This window comes from Avibacterium sp. 21-586 (assembly GCF_026226775.1).
Lineage (GTDB): Bacteria > Pseudomonadota > Gammaproteobacteria > Enterobacterales > Pasteurellaceae > Avibacterium.
This window is the reverse complement of sequence record NZ_JAKKOD010000001.1, coordinates 1,490,001-1,508,484: the sequence shown is the minus strand read 5'-3', so window position 1 is coordinate 1,508,484 and position 18,484 is coordinate 1,490,001. Positions and strand designations below refer to the sequence as shown.

Here is an 18,484-nt window from a genome sequence, read left to right as displayed (position 1 = left end):
TTCCACAAATTAAAAAAATAGTTGACTGAAAAATGGAAGTTCAACCTTGAATTCAAAGCAAGGCAAATTTTTTGTGTTAAAATGCCGTGATAGTTTATTAAATTATTACAAAAATGATGGATAGTTATATGGCTAGCATACTTAATTTATATAGAAAATTATTAGAATTGCCCCTTTCTGTATTAGTTAAAAATAATCCGATTCCTCACAATCCTATTGAAGAATTATGTTTAAATGTGCAGCAACCTATGGTTTATGTGTTGCCTTACACATCGCAAACGGATTTAGTGATTTTCCGCAAAAATTGTTTAAATGTTGGCTTGCCTGATCCTTTTGAGAAAAATGATATTGGTGGCATTTCGTTGCCACGTTTTGTTTTTTTAGATGAAGGACAACGCATTTTTAAATCTAAAGGGGCAAAAAAAGAAACCATCGCCATTTTTAATAAATACCTCGAATTACACCGCACGTTCGCTGATCTTGATGTGCAGCTTATTCCTGTCTCTGTATTATGGGGACGTTCGCCCGGCCACGAAAATAAAACAGGCTTGCCAAATTTACGTTTATTAAATGGTATTCAAAAATTTGCCGCTGCGATTTGGTTTGGGCGCGATACTTTTGTACGTTTTTCACAAGCTGTTTCATTACGTTATATGGTGAATGAACACGGTTCTGATGAAAAAATTGCCGCGAAATTAGCACGTGTTGCGAAAATTCACTTTTCTAAACAACGCATTTCAGCCACAGGGCCACGCTTGCCAAATCGCCAAGCGATGTTTAATAAATTGCTGCAATCTCCCGCAATTCTGAAAGCGATTGAAGATGAAGCAAAAAGCAAGAAAATTTCAATCGAAAAAGCACAAAAAGAGGCGTATAAAATCTTAGATGAAATCGCTGCAAATGTGAGTTATGAAGGCTTGCGTGTAGCGGATCGTTTCTTACGTTGGCTATGGAATAAACTTTATCAAGGTATTGATGTGCAACACGCTGATCGTGTGCGCAAGCTCGCGCTTGATGGCCACGAAATTGTTTATGTACCTTGCCACCGTAGCCATATTGACTATTTATTGCTTTCTTATGTGTTATATCATCAAGGCTTAGTAACACCACATATCGCCGCAGGAATAAACTTAAATTTCTGGCCAGTAGGCGCAATGTTCCGCCGTGGTGGTGCATTTTTTATTCGCCGTACATTTAAAGGCAATCGCCTGTATTCAACCATTTTCCGTGAATATTTAGCGGAATTATTCCATCGTGGTTATTCGGTTGAATATTTCATTGAAGGCGGTCGCTCTCGGACAGGGCGTTTGCTTGCACCAAAAACAGGGATGATGTCAATGACCTTACAGGCCTTGCTACAACGCCAAACACGCCCAATTTCTGTAGTGCCGGTCTATGTGGGCTATGAACACGTTTTAGAAGTGGATACTTACGCCAAAGAATTGCGTGGTGCTGCAAAAGAGAAAGAAAATGCAGGTCTTGTGATACGTGTAATCAAAAAATTGCGCAATTTAGGTAAAGGTTATGTGAATTTTGGCGAGCCAATCGTGTTAAGCAGTTATTTGAACCAACATTTCCCAGAATGGAAAGAACCACATTCAGAAGAGGAGCGTTCATCATGGTTTAATAAAGCGGTTGATTCAGTTTCAAACCAAGTTATGGTGAATATTAATAATGCTGCCGCTGTCAATGCAATGAATTTAACGGGATTAGCACTACTCTCTTCACGCCAACGTGCATTAACCCGTGAACAGCTCTTAGAACAGCTGGCTAGTTATCAACAGTTCTTACAAAACGTGCCTTATTCTTCAGATATTATCGTTCCTACGGAAACACCGGAAGAAATGCTCGACCATGTGCTTAATCTAGATAGAGTTGGCGTGGTGCAAGAAAAAGATAATTTTGGTGAAATTATTCGCTTAGAACGCAATTACGCGGTGCTAATGACCTATTATCGCAATAATATTCAGCATCTTTTTGTCTTACCGTCATTGGTTGCTAGTATTGTGTTGCATTATGAATCTATTCAGAAATCTCTGGTTTTTGATGCAGTAAATAAAATTTATCCCTTCTTGCAAAGTGAGCTATTCCTGCATTTCAGTCAAGGAGAAGTTAATGAGCAAGTAGAAAACATCATCGCGGAATTGCAACGACAAAATATTATTCAATGTAACGAGAATATCTTATCCATCAATAAACCACACGTTCGCGCGCTGCAATTATGGTCGGCTGGTATTCGTGAAATCTTACAACGCTACTACATCACCGTGAGCATTTTACAAAACGATCCGAGCATCTCTCGTGGAGTATTGGAAAAAGAAAGCCAATCTGTTGCTCAACGTTTATCCGTACTACACGGCATTAATGCACCTGAGTTTTTCGACAAAGCCGTATTCTCAGCTTTTGTAGCAAGCTTAAAAGAACAAGGCTATTTTGATGATGAAAATCACATTGATATGCAACGCTTAAATGCGCTTAGTGAAATTCTCTCCCATATGATCTCAACAGAAGTAGGTTTAACTATCCGAAGTGCGGTAGAAAAAACCGAAGATTTTGTTGAATAACGTAAATAAAAAATCCCGCACTCTATAAAGTCCGGGATTTTTTCACATCACAACGTTTATCCCCTTGGGTGATACCGTTCGTGCAAGTGTTTTAGGCGTTCTTTGGCAACGTGGGTGTAAATTTGGGTGGTGGAGAGATCGCTGTGACCTAACAGCATTTGCACCACGCGCAGATCAGCGCCGTGATTAACTAAGTGGGTAGCGAAAGCGTGGCGTAGGACGTGAGGGGAGAGCGCTTCGCTGTCAATATCCGCTAAAATGGCGTAATGTTTAATGCGATGCCAAAAGGTTTGGCGAGTCATTTGTGTGCCACGTCGACTGGGAAACAGCACATCAGAAGGTTGTCCGTCTAATAATACGGCTCTGCCATAAAGCATAAATTGTTTGATCCAATAGGCGGCTTCTTCGCCCATTGGCACAATGCGTTCTTTGTTACCTTTGCCGATAACCCGCACCACACCTTGTTGCACGCTGATGTTGTCAAGGGTGAGAGAAACCAATTCGGTAACCCGTAAACCTGTGGCGTAAAGTAATTCCAACATGGCTTTATCGCGTAATTCTAACGGCACTTCCACGCAAGGTGTGTTAAGCAAGTCCGTAACCTGTTGTTCTGTTAGGTATTTGGGTAATCGACTCGGTAATTTTGGCGAAGTTAACACCGCACTTGGGTCGTCTGTGCGATATTTCTCCCGATATAAATATTGAAAGAATTTACGCAACGCGCTCAATAATCTTGCTGTACTTGTGGCTTTGTAGCCTACGCGCAATCGCTCACCAAGAAAACCTTGCAAATCAATGGCATCTAAGGTTTCAAAGGTGAGGTTTTGCGTTTCGAGCCAATTTGACACCGCACTGAGATCCAAGCGGTAGGATTGAATGGTATTCTCCGAAAGCCCTTTTTCTAGCCATTGTTCATTCAGAAAAAGATCGATTAAGGCGCTGTCTTTCATTGTTAATCCTATTCAACGTCCTATTCTACTCTACGCACCAAAAAGGCTTCCACTTTACGCGGAATAATCGGCAACGCAAGCAAGGCAAAAATCATCATTGACGTAAATGCCATTTGTGGTGAAATTGGGTATAGCACGCCAGCCAATGCAGTAAGCAAGGCGATCACTGCTGAACCTGAAATGCCGTTATAAAGGCCTTGCAATTTCGCCATTGCATTTTGTGGTTGCGTGGTGATGTAACGCACCATGGCGTAATGACCAAGGGCATAAGTTAAGCTATGCAATAATTGCACTAAGGCAATTAGCCAAAGGCTTGTCGCACTGCCTAATACGCCCCAACGCACCACACAAGCGATGGCGGCGCAGTAAAACAGGGTGCTAACTTTCCAAAAACGAAATAATTTGGTGGAAAAGAAAAAGAGCAAAATTTCCGCCACCACGCTTAATCCCCACAGCAAACTGGTTGTCTGCACAGAAATACCGAGGCTTTGCCAATACAGCACACTATAAGCATAATAAGCGGCGTGCGAACCTTGAATAAGGGAAATGGCAATAATTAAACGTAACGTACATTTATTTTTTAATAACTGCAAAAATCCAACGGACTTTTCCACCGCACTTGTCTGCGTATCTTGTGGCAAAATCTTTGGCGTGGTCATTTGCATTATGGCATAAATAGCTAGCAATACGGTTAAAATCAAGACTGTATAATTTTCGCCAATAAAGCCAATAATATTGCCAAACAGCGTCACGCCCACCACAAAAGCAGCTGAGCCAATTAATCGTGCTTTGCCATAATCCAAATTAATTTGCTGCTGCCAAGTGGTAGCAAGGGTATCGCTTAACGGCATTCCTGCCGCATTAATCATGGCAAATAAGGCGATGCCAAGGCAAAGCAAGGGGAAACTTTCCGCCACAAAGCTCATATAAAGCATTACGCCACAACTTGCCCAAGCGAGATATCGCAAGGCATTCAGCAAATGCCCTGCTTTTTTGATCATTGCCGAAAAGCCGATCCCACCTAAAAAGCGGAATACGTAAGAACTGGCAATGATAAAGCCAATGATTTCTTCGTTGTAAGATTGCGATTTCAACCACGCAGGAAAAAATGGCACAAACACACCATAGACGCAGTAATAGCCGAAAAAACTCAAGGCTAACCAATTAAAAGGGCTGATTTTCATCAAAATAATTTTTCCATTTCTTGTGAACGTTGCACACAGGCTTCAATGGCTTGCTGTACGGTTTGGGATAATTGTTGTTGCTGGAAAACATTAAGCGCTGCCGCCGTTGTGCCGCCTTTTGACGTCACATTTTCACGCAAGGTAGAAATGGCCATATCAGGCTGTTGTTGCACCATTTTGGCTGCACCAAGAGCGGATTGTTGCACCAACATTCGAGCGGTTTGTGCATCTAAATTGAGGGCTTTTAAGGCGTTTTCCATGGCTTCCATAAATAAGAAAAAATATGCGGGGCTGCTGCCAGAACCTGCGGTAATCAAGTGCATATCATCTTCTTGTTCCACCCAGCAAACTTGCCCTACGGCATTCATTAAATCTTGTGCAAAGGCTTTGAGATCGGCTGGAACATTGTGTTCCGCAAATAAACCAGCCATTCCTTCCGATACCAATGCTGGCGTATTCGGCATTACGCGGATAATATGGCGCGCGCTAGGCAAAAGTGCGGTAAGTTTTCGCACAGAAATTGCGGCCGCAATAGAAATCACTAATTTTTCAGAAAAATCCACCGCACTTAAAGGTTGGCATACTTCCGCAAGGGCTTGTGGCTTCACCGCTAACACCACCACTTCGGCATTTTGCACGGCTTGCAAATTATCTTGCGAAATATTGACTTGACGCTCAGCAAACAACGCCAATTTATCCTCATTAGGATCACTAACAGTAATTTTTTGCGCAGGATATCCCTGTTTTAATAAACCAAACACAATCGCTTGTGCCATATTTCCACCGCCGATGAAAGTCATTAATTTCTGTTGCATAATTTTGCCCTATTTTGTTAACTGCCCGTATTATACGACATTATAAAAAAACGCCTTATCAAATTTTACCTTGATAAAGCGTTATCACAACTTATTATTAATTTAATAGTAAACTATGCAGCCACCATTACCATTGCGGGGCGAATCACTCTGCCATTTAACAAATAGCCTTTTTGTAATACTGTGGTGATTTGATTGCTTGTAAAGCCTTCTGTTGGTTGCATTGAAATGGCTTGGTGTAAATCTGGGTTGAACGTTTCGCCCACTTCGCCCACGGCCTCCACGCCAAAACGTGTAACCGTTGCTAACAAGCCTTTTAAGGTTAATTCTACACCGTCTAGCACCCCCTTTAAGCTCTCATCTTCTGTGCTAACTGGCGTTGCTAGTGCACGCTCTAGGTTATCAATGGTTTCAAGCAGATCTTTGGCAAATTTTTCTAAGGCAAATTTATGTGCTTTTTCCACATCTTGTTCAGCGCGGCGACGAATATTATCCATTTCAGCACGGCTACGTAACAAAATATCTTGCTCTTTTTTTGCTGTTTCAGCGAGCTGTTCTTCAAGCTCTTGTACGCGGGCAATGGCTTCTTCTAAAGCATCGCCCTCAAGATTTTCAGCGTTTTCTTGCGGTTCTGCGGTTTCTTGTGCGTTTTCTGCTTGTTCCACTTGTTCCGTTTGTTCTTGATCTAATTCGTTTTTTTCTACTTGTTGTTCTTGTTCTGACATTGTTTTCTCCATCTGTTCAAAAGTTTGCATTATTGTAACAAAAAACATAAAAATTGACAGTTGCTAGGGTCTGTTGATAATTCATTTTGTATTTGAGTTATCAACAGACCCTAAGACTAGCCACTGACACAGTTTATGTGTAATATAGCCCCTAATTTCTTGAATTCAAGTGCGGTCTGTTTTTCGCATAAAAATAAATATTATGTCCACAACTCATTTAATCGACAACAAAACCTTGCATAATTCTTTCCATACCATTGGCTTGGTAGGGCGTCCGCGCAATGATGTAAATTTGCAAATGCACAAAAATTTATTTCAATGGCTGTCCGAAAAAGGCTATCAAGTGCTAGTAGAAAAGAGTGTTGGTGTGCGTTTAGGCTTGCCAGCTCAACATCTTGCAGGATTAGATGAAATTGGTACGCGCGCGCAATTAGCCATCGTGATCGGTGGTGATGGTAATATGCTTGGACGCGCTAGAATCTTGGCCAAATATGATATTGCTTTAATTGGTATCAACCGTGGCAATTTAGGTTTTCTCACGGATATTGATCCGAAAAATGCTTATGCTCAGCTAGAAGCCTGTTTAGATCGTGGCGAGTTTTTCGTTGAAGAACGCTTTCTCTTGGAAACTGCCATTGAGCGAGAAGGGCAAATTATTACCACCAGCAATGCGGTGAATGAAGCGGCGATTCACCCTGCCAAAATTGCACATATGATCGACTTCCACGTTTATATTGATGATAAACTGGCGTTTTCACAACGTTCTGACGGCTTGATCATTTCCACCCCAACAGGCTCAACGGCTTATTCCCTTTCTGCTGGTGGCCCAATCCTTACCCCACAACTGAATGCTATTGCCCTTGTACCAATGTTTCCGCACACCCTTTCTTCCCGCCCGTTGGTTATTGACGGCGAAAGTAAGATTTCCATTCGCTTTGCCGATTACAATACGCCGCAATTAGAAGTGGGTTGTGATAGCCAAGTTGCCCTGCCGTTCACCCCTGATGACGTGGTACATATTTATAAAAGCAAACATAAACTGCGCTTATTGCACTTAAAAAATTATAATTATTACAATGTATTAAGCACGAAACTAGGCTGGTTGAGAAATTTCGCATAAAAAATTTGCACAAAACGCTTTACTGTATATAAAAACAGTTATAAACTGATGTATATACAGTTAAACGGGAGTGTATTATGCTTACTCAACTTACAATTAATAATTTTGCTATTGTTCATCATCTTGACATTGAATTAGCGCAGGGAATGTCGGTAATCACCGGCGAAACAGGTGCAGGAAAATCTATTGCTATTGATGCACTTGGTGTATGCTTAGGGCAACGGACAGAAAGCACAATGCTGCGTGAAGGGCAAAATCGTGCGGATATTTGCGCCACATTCCGCATTGAACCAAACAGCCCAGCAGGTGAATGGCTAAATGCCCAAGAATTGCAAGATGAAGATAATCCAGAAAATTGTATTTTACGCCGTGTAATAAGCTCTGATGGACGCTCTAAAGGCTTTATTAATAGCATTCCTGTTTCAGCAAGCCAACTCAAAGAGCTGGGTCAGTTTTTGATTCAAGTGAACGGACAACATTCCTCACAACGTTTACTAAAAAATGACTATCAACTTACCTTATTAGATCACTATTGCGCTCATAATGATCTCCTTACCAAAGTACAAAAGCACTATCGCCAATGGAAAGATCTGCAACAACAAGTGGCAAACTTCCAACAAAAATGTGCTGAAAATGAAGCGAAAAAACAACTTTTGCAATATCAGGTGGAAGAACTTGATGAATTTAATTTACAAGAAAATGAATTTGCTGAATTAGAAGAAGAGTACAACCGCCTTGCAAACAGTGAAGAGCTGACCGCCCTTTCGCAGTCAGTGCTAAATTTATTAAGTGAAAATGATGAACTGAACGCAGATAGCCTGCTCTATCGTGCAGTGCAAAATTTAGAGGAACTACAGGCACTTGATCCGCACTACAATGATGCACTCACCATGTTGCAAGAAGCGCTTATCCAAGTGCAAGAAGCAAGTTCTGAGATCCAACATCTCTCTAGCAATATTGAACCTGATCCTTATCGTTTACAAGAAGTAGAGAGCCGAATGAGCCAAGCCCTTCAACTTGCGCGTAAACACAATGTGAAAGCAGAAGAATTGGTTGCATTACATCACTCCTTAAGACAGGAACTCGATCAGCTAGTAGATTTTGCGGATAGCGAAGATGCCCTCATTGAACAAGAAAAACAAGCTTACGCACAGCTATTAGAAAATGCTCAAGCTTTAAGTGCAAGCCGCCAAAAAGGGGCAGAAAAGCTCTCAGCACAAGTTACCAAAGGGATTAAGCAACTGGCAATGGAAAATGCTGAATTTTCTATTTGCGTGGAACAAGTGGAAAATAAACTGACTGCTCACGGAATGGATCAGGTGCAATTTATTCTACAAGCGAACCTTGGACAATCTGCTCAGCCTTTGGTAAAAGTGGCATCGGGTGGTGAACTTTCTCGTATTGCTTTAGTGCTACAGGTGCTAACCTCTGATAAATCCGCCATTCCAACGCTCATTTTTGATGAAATTGATGTAGGCATCAGCGGAGCAACTGCCAGTGTGGTAGGAAAATTATTACGCAAGTTAGGGCAAAAATGCCAAGTGATTTGTGTAACCCACTTACCGCAAGTAGCCTGCTGTGGACATCAGCATTTTTGCGTAGAAAAGCAGACCATTGATGGAAAAACTGAAACAAAAATGACCGCACTTTCTCAGCAACAGCGCGTGAAAGCCTTAGCCAAATTACTCGGTTCAACCAAAGTTACTGAAAGTGCCTTAGCTAATGCAGAAGAAATGTTACGCTTAATTGCTTAAGTTACATATAAAGGCAGTACAAACATAAAAAGCAAGACATAAAAATTAAACAAAAGAACAAAGTAGAATAATTATAAAAGGTTATCCCTGCACATTGTATCAGTATAATAGTTCAACAAAAATGCAGGGGAAATCTCAGCCAATTTAACAGGAAAAAATTAAAGATGCTCTTAATCCTTTGGCTTACTCACCATAATCTCAATCACTTGTCGATCAGTGTATTGCATACTGCGTGAAGCAATATTGCAAAGGTTATTAATTGAACGATCGATACAATGTTCTACAATGCCTTCGTTGCCAGTCACTTGCATATTATCTAGCGCCATTAGCACAGCTTTATAGCTTGAAGTGACACTGGTGGATACTTTCATTGCACAGCTATTTGCTGCGCCATCACAAATAATGCCGCTAATATCGCCAATCATACTGCTGATTGCCATACTTACAGTTTCAAATTTGCCCGTAAGCAACCACGCGATGCCTGCACAACTCCCCATTGCAGCGGTAGTCGCCGCACACAATGCGGAAAGTTTTGGCAGTTTGCTATGGATATAAATCGCCATTAAATGCGAAAGAAATAACGCACGGGTGAGTTGTTCATCAGTGGCGTTAATATGTTTTGCGACCACCACAACAGGCATTGTGGCTGCAATCCCCTGATTACCAGAACCAGAATTACTCATTGCGGGTAAATTTGCACCACCCATTCTCGCATCGGAGGCTGCGGTGGTTTCGATAATAATGCGGTTCATTAAATCATCACCGAGCAATCCTGTGGCAATTTGTTTTTGCAATGTGCGCCCAATATGCAAGCCATAATCTTGCCGTAAGCCCTCTTGTGAAAGGGCTGAATTTAGCCTTTCAGCTTCATCAATAAATTTAATCTTAGCCAGCTCCACTTGGGTGGAAAAATCAAAAATCGCTTTCGCTGAAAGTGCGGTAAAAATTTCGTACAAATTTTCACTTTCTACCGCGCAGGGCTTGGTAAAAATAACCTGATCATTTTTGGCAATATAAATTACATTAGTGTGATGTGCAGCAATGCGTACGCACACTTTATCCTGCTGATGAAAAAGCGTAGCTTCAGAGTACAAAATATGCTCCGTTTCAAAAATTGAAACGGAAACTCTATCTTCCTTGATCATTTGTTTCGCTTGCGCGGTTTGTTCTGACGTGATGTTTTTCAACACCTCTAATCCAGCATTCGGATCGCCACCAATCGCCCCGATGGCCGCCGCCATTGTTAGCCCTAAAGTCCCCGTTCCTGGTACGGTTACACCCATTCCGTTTTTCATTAAATTAGGCGAAACTTTTGCTTCAATGCGTTCGGGTATTGCGTTTAAATATTGCCGTGCAGTTGCCGCTGCTAAAGCAAGGGAAATGGGTTCGGTGCAGCCTAGCGCGGGTACAACTTCTTGTTTTACAATATCCAATAGAGCTTGTTCGGTATCTGCTTGAAAATGCATAATGTTCCTTTTTATTTTCGATCGTGCGGTAATTATTTCTGTTTAGCGAGCCATTTTTTCATTCGCGCTACGCCTTCGCGCAAATGGGCAATCTCTCTGGTGTAGGCAAAGCGGAGATAATGCTTCGTGCCATTTTCTCCAAAATCGATACCTGGGGTCGCTGCCACTTGGATCTCAGCCAGCATTTTTTTCGCAAATTCATAGCTATCTTGCGTGTAATCAGATACATCAGCCCAAAGATAAAACGCCCCTTGCGGTTTAAATTCGATCTTGAATAGGGCTTTTAATTCGTTATACAGAAAATCTCGCCGTTCTTGGAAAATACCTTTAATTTCATCAAGATAATCATAATCAAAGGCAGCTAATGCGCCATATTGGCTCAATGTAGGTGCGGAAATAAAAATATTTTGCGCGACAATTTCCGCTTCTCTTGCCTTTTCTTCCGGTACGATGATCCAACCTAAACGCATTCCTGGCATACAAAAATACTTAGAAAATCCGTTAATCACATAAGCATTTGGATTAAATTGCAAGGCGGTCGCAGCTTGCTCATCATAAACCAAGCCGTGATAAAGCTCATCAGAAATAAAGGCAATTTGATTAGCAATACAATATTCATTTAGCGCTTTGAGGCGTTCTGGGGTATAAATGTTGCCCGTTGGATTCGCGGGTGAAGAAATTTGCAAGGCTTTAATTTGACGATTTTCAAGCTGCTGTGGTGCAAGCTGATAACAATCTTGCTTATCGACAGGGATAAATTCAGGCTGAATATCCATCATATAAGCAAAATTTTTATAGCACGGATAAGCCGGATCTGTCAGCCCCAATTTATCCCCTTTATTAAGGGTTAAGGCATAGGCAACAAGAAATGCGCCACTTGTGCCGGGGGTAAGAATAATACGATGTAGCGCAACATCCACTTGATAAGTGCGGTGGTAAAATTCACGAATTTTTTCACGCAATGCGGGCAAACCAAGGCTTTCCGTATAGCTAAATTGATTGTCTTCAATCGCTTGTTGCAAGGCTTGTTTGACTTTCGGTGATGGCGGTAAATCAGGTTGGCCAATTTCAAAATGAATGGCATTAGGGTATTTCGCCGCTTCACGCACAATATCCATCACAATAAATGCCGACATATTTTCACAACGCATTATTTTTTCCTTTTTTTGCCTATCTTAAGATTCTCTTAATATTTCTTTGTTTTACTATTCCCAACAAGACAGCCGTCTTGTCATTTGAAAGGAGTTTAACAATGAAAAAACTTAGTTTAGCAACAATTTTACTATTATCAACTGCTAGCCTTGTGGTTAGCGCAGAGAATTTACCTGCAAATACTGAGCAAGCTGCCACAGTAGAGCAAAAAGCGCAAATCGTACCTGAGGCTAAAGTAGAAAAAGCGCATAAAAAGCATCATCATAAACATAAAAAAGAACACAAAAAATGCGGTGGGTTTGTTGATCCGAATAATCCACAGCAACAAACAAATGGTAAAAAACCCTTTGCCAATAATTTACCCGTAAGCCAAATTAGCGAGCAAGCGACTTGGAAAGATGATCAACGCATTGTTTTACAAGGTAATATTATTAAACAATTAAGCAAAGATGATTTCTTATTCCGTGATAAGAGCGGTGAAATTGAAGTGGAAATTGAGCCACACGCGTGGCGTGGCAAAACTATCACGCCAAGTGATGAAGTGAAAATACTTGCAGAAGTAGACAAATCCGACAAAAAATTAGAATTGGAAGTTCAACGCGTTGCAAAAGTGGCAAAAAGTCATTAATCGCGAAAAGATTCCATTCGCAAATTTATCTTTTTAGGCTAAACTCAATGGGCATTTTGCTCATTGGGTTTATGTGGTAAATGGGACAAGATGGCATTATTTACGTCAACATAAAAGGAAAATCAAATGCTTACCGTAGAAAAGTTGATCGCCCAAAGCCAGCCTTATTGGGATAGGTATATCCAACATTCCTTTGTGCAACAGCTCGCTGCGGGTCACCTACCACGCCAATGCTTTCAACATTATTTACAGCAAGATTATCTCTATCTCTTTCAGTACAGCCGTGCGTTGTCGCTAGGCATTTTCAAAGCAGACAATTTTGCTGAAATTCACACCGCTCACCAAGCTAATGAAGTGTTACTGAAAGAAATTCAGCTACACATCGCATTCTGCCAAGAATGGGGCATTTCCGAGCAAGATCTACAAAAAGTGCCTGAAGCTACCGCTTGTGTGGCGTATACGCGTTATGTATTAGATTGTGGAATCAAAGGCGGGCTTGCGGAACTTTATACAGCCCTTGCGCCTTGTATGCTGGGCTATGCGGCAATCGGCAAAATGCTCGACAGCCAAGTTCCAACACCGAATAATCCTTATCGGAAATGGATCGATACTTACGCTTCACAAGATTTCCAACAAGCAGCGGCGGAGTTTAGCACAATGCTCAACGGATTATTTAAAAATGTTTCAGTAAAACAACAGCAACAGCTACAACATATTTTCACCACGGCGACGCGAATGGAAATTGACTTTTGGCAAATGGGGCTGGATTTAAGCTAACTAAAGTGCGGTTAAAATTATGCGAATTTTATTAATTGAAGACGATCCTTTAATCGGTGATGGGCTTAACATTGGACTAGGCAAATCAGGTTTCAGTGTCGATTGGTTTCAAGACGGTGAAACCGGTATGCAAGCCTTGACTTCAGCCCCTTATGATGCCGTCGTGCTCGATCTCACTTTGCCGAAAAAAGATGGCTTACAGGTGTTGCAACAATGGCGCAAAGCGAATCAAGATGTGCCTGTACTTATTTTAACCGCACGAGATAGCTTAGAACAACGTATTGAAGGTTTGCAACTCGGGGCAGATGATTATCTGGGCAAGCCCTTTGCCCTAGGCGAAGTCGTTGCACGCTTACAAGCGCTCATTCGCCGCCGTTACGGACAAACCCAATCGCTGCTCACGCACGGCGTGGTGAACCTTGATCTGGGACAGCACAAAGCCTTTTTGCGTAACCAAGAAGTTTCCCTCACTGGAACGGAATACAAGCTGCTTGAGCTGTTTATGCACAATAAAGAGCGGGTGCTTTCTCGCGGATTTATTGAAGAAAAGCTCTATACTTGGAACGATGAAGTGAGCAGCAATGCATTGGAAGTGCATATTTACAATTTACGCCAAAAGCTCGGCAAACCGTTTATTCGCACGGTACACGGCGTAGGCTATGCCCTTGGCACAATCGAGGAATAAAATGAAACCACGCAGTTTACGTCTTCGTCTAATTCTCATTCTTTCCCTGTTAGCCAGTGTTATTTGGCTGATATCCACTACGATTGCTTGGTCAGCAGCACGTAGCCAAGTAAACGAAGTCTTTGATAAACAACAAATTTTATTCGCTAAACGGCTTGCCACCTCGCATTTAAGAAGTATTTTAATTGAACGCTACCGCCCCGAAGGAAAAAATTATCGCCAAAAACCACCGCACTTTCGCAAAAGACAAAATTACGATGATGACGCCCTTGCCTTTGCGATTTTTAATCGTGATGGCGAAATGCTGCTGAGTGATAGCGAAAACGGCAACAATTTTATTTATGAACCGAAAAGAGGATTTAATAACACCACCTTGCAAGGTGATGACGATGAATGGCGAATTTTTTGGCTACCCGCAGCGGAAGGCAGATTAATGATTGCTGTGGGGCAAGAGCTGGAATATCGCCAAGAATTAGTTGAAAAAATGGTGCTAGGTCAAATGTGGAGCTGGTTTGCCAGCCTGCCCGTGCTACTTGCCGTGATTATTTGGGCTATTAGCCGCGAATTGGCAATATTGCGTAATGTAAGTGAACAGGTGAGCCTGCGTAGCCCTGATGATGAACAGCCACTAGACACTCAACAAGTGCCAAAAGAAATCCTGCCATTAGTGCAAAATTTAAACCAATTTTTCACTCGCACGGCAACCAGCCTACTAAGGGAGCGGCGTTTTACATCTGATGCAGCGCACGAATTGCGCAGCCCACTCACCGCGTTGCGTATTCAAACTGAACTCGCTCAAATGGCAGGCGATGACGAAAAAATGCGTAATCAAGCATTGCAAAACCTGACGCTAGGCATCGATCGTGCAAGCCAATTAGTGGAACAGCTGCTTACACTCTCGCGCTTAGACAATCTCAATGAACTAGCCCATCTTAACACCATTGAATGGGATAAATTAATCACCGAGCTTGTGGCTGAGCGTTATTTAAAAGCCGAAAAAGCAGGAATCACATTAATCTTTGAACCACTAAGCAAACCCAATACACAGCAAGGTGAACCATTATTGCTTTCGTTGATGCTACGCAATCTGATCGACAACGCCATTGCCTATTGCCCTAAAGGCAGCAAAATTCGCCTTATTTTACAACAAGATAAATTCATCATCGCCGACAATGGTGGTGGCGTCCCTGATGACGCCCTAGATAAGATCGGCCAACGCTTCTACCGCCCCGCAGGCCAAAATGAAAAAGGCAGCGGCTTGGGATTATCTATCGTACAACGCATTGCCCAATTACATCATTACCAAGTGCGGTATAAAAATGCCGAGAATTCGTGCGGGGAGAAAGGGTTTTGGGTGGAGATTATTTGGAATTAATAAGGTAAAATAAAAAACTATATTAGATTAACGGTTATGTTCGTCTAATATAGCTTTAAAATAAGATTATTTATTGACGACTAATGTAGTATTACTTAGGCGTAATTGTTTTTGAAGTTGAAGTTTTACCCTATGTGCTTTTTCCCATTCTTTTTTATTTAATAATGGACGAATTTCTCGCAAATAAATTTCAGTACTAGTTTCCCCAACATGATGCTCATAGCCTAATGAATGAGTTCGCCAACGTTGCTTATCAATAAGAACATCCTGCGAATAAAAAGGATCAGAATTATTTTGAATATGCTTATCCAATTTCTCTCGGAGTTGTTTCTTTATAGCTTGATAATTCAAATCATTTGCTAAATTTCGTGTTTCTCCACGATCATTGAGCATATCATATAATTCTTCTTCCTCGTCTTCTTTATACAATACATACTTAAATTCCTTAGTACGCAACATTCTAGCAGGTTGGAGATCAAGATTACGATCCGTATTCCAATGGGAAACCACATATTCACGCCAATCATCAATATTCTGCCCTTGTAATAGTGGTAATAATGAACGGCCATAAATCGGGTTAGGAATTGCTAATCCAACATAATCACAAAGAGTCGGTAATAAATCACACAAAGAAGCCAATTCTTGCTTATGTTGATTTCTCTTGATCCCTGGCCCTACAAATATAAAAGGTACATTTGTAGATTCTTCATAAAACCAATTCATTTTAGTGACTAGACGATGTGCCCCCATTGCATCCCCATGATCAGATAAGAAAACAATAAGAGTATTATCACGTAAGCCATTCTCATCTAAAGCAGAAAGTATTTGTCCTATGAAACTATCAGCCAACTCAGTATAGTAATAATAAGCTTTAAGATATTGCTGGAAATTTTTTTCATTCCATTTACCAGCTTGCTTTACTCTTGTGTGTGTGCAACACGCATACTGAACAGCTTTAGGGCGATTAATTAAGTCATTTTTAGTATCAAAATTTGCCAATAATTTAGGTAATTCACCTATACCTTCAATATCATCATGCTCACCACTAAAATGACCAACCCAACCATTAATGTTATGCGGATTATTGAATTCCACTGCCAATAAAAAAGGTTTTTTTTCTGAACGATGGTTAAGGTTATTGATAAATTTTAAACTCTCTTCTAAGCAATAGACATCCTCTTTCGTATCATAATTTACAGGAAAGGCAAGCTCTGCAGGAAATTCTTTCTCAATTTGTGGTGCACTAATAAATCCTCTCAATGCACCGTGATCGTGACGTTTACCAAAATGGTAGCAATCATATCCTGCATCACTAAAAATAGTACCAATTGTAGCTAAAGTTTCAGGAATATCTGCGTTATCGTTAGCTACAACGCCTGTCTGATGGGGCAAACAGCCGGTCCAAAAGCTTGATCTTGAGGGGGCGCATAAAGGATAGCTACAATAAGCATTATCAAAGCTGACTCCCTTATTCATTAACGCATCAATATTTGGTGTTCTCGCAGTTTCGTTGCCATATCCTCCCACCGCTCGTTTAGCCAGTTGGTCCGCAGTAATAATTACAATATTTTTTGCATTTAGCGGTTTGTTTATTGTATTTTCACAAGTTCCTTTAGCTATACTTTCAGGCATCATCACTAAACCAGCAGAACCTAAAGCAACATTACGAATAAATTTTCTACGGCTCACACTCATTGGATCCTCCAAATTTTTCAACTGACTGTAAGAATGATGAGAAAGATAATAATCTATTATAATTTTTAAAACTGTGAAAGTTATCACATAATATGCTATGGAATACGTCTCATATAGAAAATATTTATTCTCTTCCTATTTTACCAAAAGACATAATTAGCATTTTTCCATTTTTTAACCACATAAAAAAACGCCACTGAGTTCCCTCAATGGCGTTCTTCTTCATTCAATACCTGGCGGTGCCCTACTCTCACATGGGAATATCCCACACTACCATCGGCGTTACAGCGTTTCACTTCTAAGTTCGGCATGGATTTAGGTGGGTCCACTGCACTAACGCCGCCAAGATAATTCTTTCTATTCTTTAAGTCCTTTCTCTTAGTTCATAACTTCTATTATTTCGTTATCTCACTAAGCATTCTTACTCTTCCTTCTCAATCAAAAACAAGCCAAAACCCTTGAGCGTTGTATAGTTAAGCCTCTCGGGCAATTAGTACCGGTTAGCTCAACGGCTCACACCGCTTACACACCCAGCCTATCTACGTCTTAGTCTCAAACAACCCTTACAGCCTTATAGACTGGGAGAACTCATCTTGAGGCAAGTTTCGTGCTTAGATGCTTTCAGCACTTATCTCTTCCGCATTTAGCTACCCAGCAGTGCCTCTGGCGAGACAACTGGTACACCAGTGATGCGTCCACTCCGGTCCTCTCGTACTAGGAGCAGCCCCTCTCAATTCTCCAACGCCCACGGCAGATAGGGACGAACTGTCTCACGACGTTCTAAACCCAGCTCGCGTACCACTTTAAATGGCGAACAGCCATACCCTTGGGACCTACTTCAGCCCCAGGATGTGATGAGCCGACATCGAGGTGCCAAACACCGCCGTCGATATGAACTCTTGGGCGGTATCAGCCTGTTATCCCCGGAGTACCTTTTATCCGTTGAGCGATGGCCCTTCCATTCAGAACCACCGGATCACTATGACCTGCTTTCGCACCTGCTCGACTTGTCTGTCTCGCAGTTAAGCTTGCTTATACCATTGCACTAACCTGACGATGTCCGACCGTCATTAGCAAACCTTCGTGCTCCTCCGTTACTCTTTGGGAGGAGACCGCCCCAGTCAAACTACCCACCAGACACTGTCCGAACACCCGTTTCAGGCGCTTCGTTAGAACATCAAACGTTAAAGGGTGGTATTTCAACAACGACTCCACGATAACTGGCGTTACCGCTTCATAGTCTCCCACCTATCCTACACATCAAAATTCAAGGTTCAGTGTCAAGCTATAGTAAAGGTTCACGGGGTCTTTCCGTCTAGCCGCGGGTACACCGCATCTTCACGGCGATTTCAATTTCACTGAGTCTCGGGTGGAGACAGCCTGGCCATCATTATGCCATTCGTGCAGGTCGGAACTTACCCGACAAGGAATTTCGCTACCTTAGGACCGTTATAGTTACGGCCGCCGTTTACTGGGGCTTCGATCAGGAGCTTCTCTTTCGATTACACCATCAATTAACCTTCCAGCACCGGGCAGGCATCACACCCTATACGTCCACTTTCGTGTTTGCAGAGTGCTGTGTTTTTAATAAACA

The 18,484-nt window shown here is 41.7% G+C and carries 14 protein-coding genes and 2 rRNA genes (1 of these 16 running past the window's edge); 7 read left to right on the top strand and 9 right to left on the bottom strand.

The features are described from left to right. Positions 1 to 128: 128 nt before the first annotated feature. On the top strand, positions 129 to 2,564 hold the full coding sequence (plsB, locus tag L5B71_RS06945; RefSeq protein WP_265757642.1) for a glycerol-3-phosphate 1-O-acyltransferase PlsB: 2,436 nt from the start codon (positions 129 to 131) through the stop codon (positions 2,562 to 2,564). A gap of 56 nt (positions 2,565 to 2,620) precedes the next feature. On the opposite strand, the gene xerD is transcribed toward plsB, so the two are convergent. The 4 genes from xerD to grpE all read right to left on the bottom strand — a co-directional run bounded on the left by xerD (position 2,621) and on the right by grpE (position 6,238). Further along, positions 2,621 to 3,514: a site-specific tyrosine recombinase XerD gene (xerD, locus tag L5B71_RS06940; protein WP_265757641.1), complete on the bottom strand. Its 894-nt coding sequence runs from the start codon at positions 3,512 to 3,514 to the stop codon at positions 2,621 to 2,623. A 20-nt stretch (positions 3,515 to 3,534) separates the two neighbouring features. Continuing rightward, positions 3,535 to 4,698: a 3-phenylpropionate MFS transporter gene (locus tag L5B71_RS06935; protein ID WP_265757639.1), complete on the bottom strand. Its 1,164-nt coding sequence runs from the start codon at positions 4,696 to 4,698 to the stop codon at positions 3,535 to 3,537. After that, entirely contained in the window at positions 4,698 to 5,513 is an 816-nt protein-coding gene (proC, locus tag L5B71_RS06930) for a pyrroline-5-carboxylate reductase (RefSeq protein ID WP_265757637.1), read from the bottom strand. Before proC ends, L5B71_RS06935 begins: the two co-directional genes overlap by 1 nt. Positions 5,514 to 5,626: 113 nt before the next feature. After that, positions 5,627 to 6,238 (bottom strand): nucleotide exchange factor GrpE, encoded by a 612-nt coding sequence (gene grpE, locus L5B71_RS06925; protein ID WP_265757636.1) that lies wholly within the window; start codon positions 6,236 to 6,238, stop codon positions 5,627 to 5,629. 202 nt (positions 6,239 to 6,440) lie between these two features. Here grpE and L5B71_RS06920 point away from each other — a divergent pair, with 202 nt between their 5' ends. After that, positions 6,441 to 7,358 carry an NAD(+) kinase gene (locus tag L5B71_RS06920; protein ID WP_265757635.1) on the top strand — a complete coding sequence of 306 codons (918 nt, stop codon included), beginning with the start codon at positions 6,441 to 6,443 and terminating at the stop codon, positions 7,356 to 7,358. A 77-nt stretch (positions 7,359 to 7,435) separates the two neighbouring features. Then, the gene (gene recN / locus L5B71_RS06915; protein WP_265757634.1) at positions 7,436 to 9,112 is read left to right on the top strand and encodes a DNA repair protein RecN; all 1,677 of its coding nucleotides are present in this window, start codon (positions 7,436 to 7,438) and stop codon (positions 9,110 to 9,112) included. A 170-nt stretch (positions 9,113 to 9,282) separates the two neighbouring features. Here the strand turns inward: recN and L5B71_RS06910 are convergent, their stop codons facing one another. Beyond that, positions 9,283 to 10,578: an L-cysteine desulfidase family protein gene (locus L5B71_RS06910; protein ID WP_265757633.1), complete on the bottom strand. Its 1,296-nt coding sequence runs from the start codon at positions 10,576 to 10,578 to the stop codon at positions 9,283 to 9,285. Between the two features lie 32 nt (positions 10,579 to 10,610). After that, positions 10,611 to 11,729 carry a pyridoxal phosphate-dependent aminotransferase gene (locus tag L5B71_RS06905; RefSeq protein WP_265757632.1) on the bottom strand — a complete coding sequence of 373 codons (1,119 nt, stop codon included), beginning with the start codon at positions 11,727 to 11,729 and terminating at the stop codon, positions 10,611 to 10,613. Between the two features lie 101 nt (positions 11,730 to 11,830). On the opposite strand from L5B71_RS06905, the gene L5B71_RS06900 reads away from it, so the two are divergent. From L5B71_RS06900 to qseC, 4 genes are all read left to right on the top strand, one after another. Continuing rightward, positions 11,831 to 12,358 (top strand): YgiW/YdeI family stress tolerance OB fold protein, encoded by a 528-nt coding sequence (locus L5B71_RS06900; RefSeq protein ID WP_265757631.1) that lies wholly within the window; start codon positions 11,831 to 11,833, stop codon positions 12,356 to 12,358. 126 nt (positions 12,359 to 12,484) lie between these two features. Next, complete coding sequence (gene tenA, locus L5B71_RS06895) at positions 12,485 to 13,135, top strand: thiaminase II (protein ID WP_265757630.1); 651 nt, start codon at positions 12,485 to 12,487, stop codon at positions 13,133 to 13,135. Positions 13,136 to 13,154: 19 nt separating this feature from the next. Beyond that, positions 13,155 to 13,820, top strand: a complete 666-nt coding sequence (locus L5B71_RS06890) for a response regulator (protein WP_265757629.1) — start codon at positions 13,155 to 13,157, stop codon at positions 13,818 to 13,820. A gap of 1 nt (position 13,821) precedes the next feature. After that, positions 13,822 to 15,195 carry a quorum sensing histidine kinase QseC gene (gene qseC / locus L5B71_RS06885; RefSeq protein ID WP_265757628.1) on the top strand — a complete coding sequence of 458 codons (1,374 nt, stop codon included), beginning with the start codon at positions 13,822 to 13,824 and terminating at the stop codon, positions 15,193 to 15,195. 66 nt (positions 15,196 to 15,261) lie between these two features. Here the strand turns inward: qseC and L5B71_RS06880 are convergent, their stop codons facing one another. The 3 genes from L5B71_RS06880 to L5B71_RS06870 all read right to left on the bottom strand — a co-directional run. Beyond that, entirely contained in the window at positions 15,262 to 16,890 is a 1,629-nt protein-coding gene (locus tag L5B71_RS06880) for a sulfatase family protein (protein ID WP_265757627.1), read from the bottom strand. Between the two features lie 231 nt (positions 16,891 to 17,121). Then, positions 17,122 to 17,237, bottom strand: a 5S ribosomal RNA gene (gene rrf / locus L5B71_RS06875). Positions 17,238 to 17,359: 122 nt separating this feature from the next. Beyond that, positions 17,360 to 18,484 (bottom strand): 23S ribosomal RNA (locus tag L5B71_RS06870); it runs 1,773 nt beyond the window's last position.

What these genes read in the sequence shown, in the direction of transcription:
- plsB (WP_265757642.1), top strand. Translation starts at nt 129, where the DNA reads ATGGCTAGCATACTTAATTTATATAGAAAATTATTAGAATTGCCCCTT.
- xerD (WP_265757641.1), bottom strand. Translation starts at nt 3,514, where the DNA reads ATGAAAGACAGCGCCTTAATCGATCTTTTTCTGAATGAACAATGGCTA.
- L5B71_RS06935 (WP_265757639.1), bottom strand. Translation starts at nt 4,698, where the DNA reads ATGAAAATCAGCCCTTTTAATTGGTTAGCCTTGAGTTTTTTCGGCTAT.
- proC (WP_265757637.1), bottom strand. Translation starts at nt 5,513, where the DNA reads ATGCAACAGAAATTAATGACTTTCATCGGCGGTGGAAATATGGCACAA.
- grpE (WP_265757636.1), bottom strand. Translation starts at nt 6,238, where the DNA reads ATGTCAGAACAAGAACAACAAGTAGAAAAAAACGAATTAGATCAAGAA.
- L5B71_RS06920 (WP_265757635.1), top strand. Translation starts at nt 6,441, where the DNA reads ATGTCCACAACTCATTTAATCGACAACAAAACCTTGCATAATTCTTTC.
- recN (WP_265757634.1), top strand. Translation starts at nt 7,436, where the DNA reads ATGCTTACTCAACTTACAATTAATAATTTTGCTATTGTTCATCATCTT.
- L5B71_RS06910 (WP_265757633.1), bottom strand. Translation starts at nt 10,578, where the DNA reads ATGCATTTTCAAGCAGATACCGAACAAGCTCTATTGGATATTGTAAAA.
- L5B71_RS06905 (WP_265757632.1), bottom strand. Translation starts at nt 11,729, where the DNA reads ATGCGTTGTGAAAATATGTCGGCATTTATTGTGATGGATATTGTGCGT.
- L5B71_RS06900 (WP_265757631.1), top strand. Translation starts at nt 11,831, where the DNA reads ATGAAAAAACTTAGTTTAGCAACAATTTTACTATTATCAACTGCTAGC.
- tenA (WP_265757630.1), top strand. Translation starts at nt 12,485, where the DNA reads ATGCTTACCGTAGAAAAGTTGATCGCCCAAAGCCAGCCTTATTGGGAT.
- L5B71_RS06890 (WP_265757629.1), top strand. Translation starts at nt 13,155, where the DNA reads ATGCGAATTTTATTAATTGAAGACGATCCTTTAATCGGTGATGGGCTT.
- qseC (WP_265757628.1), top strand. Translation starts at nt 13,822, where the DNA reads ATGAAACCACGCAGTTTACGTCTTCGTCTAATTCTCATTCTTTCCCTG.
- L5B71_RS06880 (WP_265757627.1), bottom strand. Translation starts at nt 16,890, where the DNA reads ATGAGTGTGAGCCGTAGAAAATTTATTCGTAATGTTGCTTTAGGTTCT.